The organism is Pseudarthrobacter sp. AL07 (assembly GCF_029960665.1).
In the GTDB taxonomy this organism is placed as follows: Bacteria; Actinomycetota; Actinomycetes; order Actinomycetales; family Micrococcaceae; genus Arthrobacter.
On record NZ_JASBRB010000096.1, the window covers coordinates 1 to 440 of the forward strand.

Here is a 440-nt window from a genome sequence, read left to right on the forward strand (position 1 = left end):
GCGGTCCCCACCGGCGTGAAGTTCTTCAACTGGATCGGCACCATGTGGCGGGGGTCCATTACATTCGAGACCCCCATGCTGTGGAGCCTAGGCTTCCTCATCACGTTCCTCTTCGGCGGCCTGACCGGCATCATCCTGGCGTCCCCGCCGCTGGACTTCCACGTCTCTGACTCCTACTTTGTGGTGGCGCACTTCCACTACGTGGTCTTCGGCACAGTGGTGTTCGCGATGTTCGCAGGCTTCTACTTCTGGTGGCCCAAATTCACCGGCAAGATGCTGAATGAGCGCCTCGGAAAGATCCACTTCTGGATGCTGTTCCTTGGCTTCCACGGCACGTTCCTCATCCAGCACTGGCTGGGGGTCATGGGCATGCCCCGCCGCTACGCCGACTATCTGGTGGAGGACAACTTCGCCTGGATGAACCAGTTCTCCACCATCGG

Annotated in this window: 1 protein-coding gene; it reads left to right on the plus strand. The window is 60.0% G+C overall.

The genetic code is table 11. From position 1 onward, the window contains the following. On the plus strand, positions 1–440 hold a 440-nt coding region (locus QK290_RS18565; RefSeq protein ID WP_282332138.1), incomplete at both ends, for a cbb3-type cytochrome c oxidase subunit I.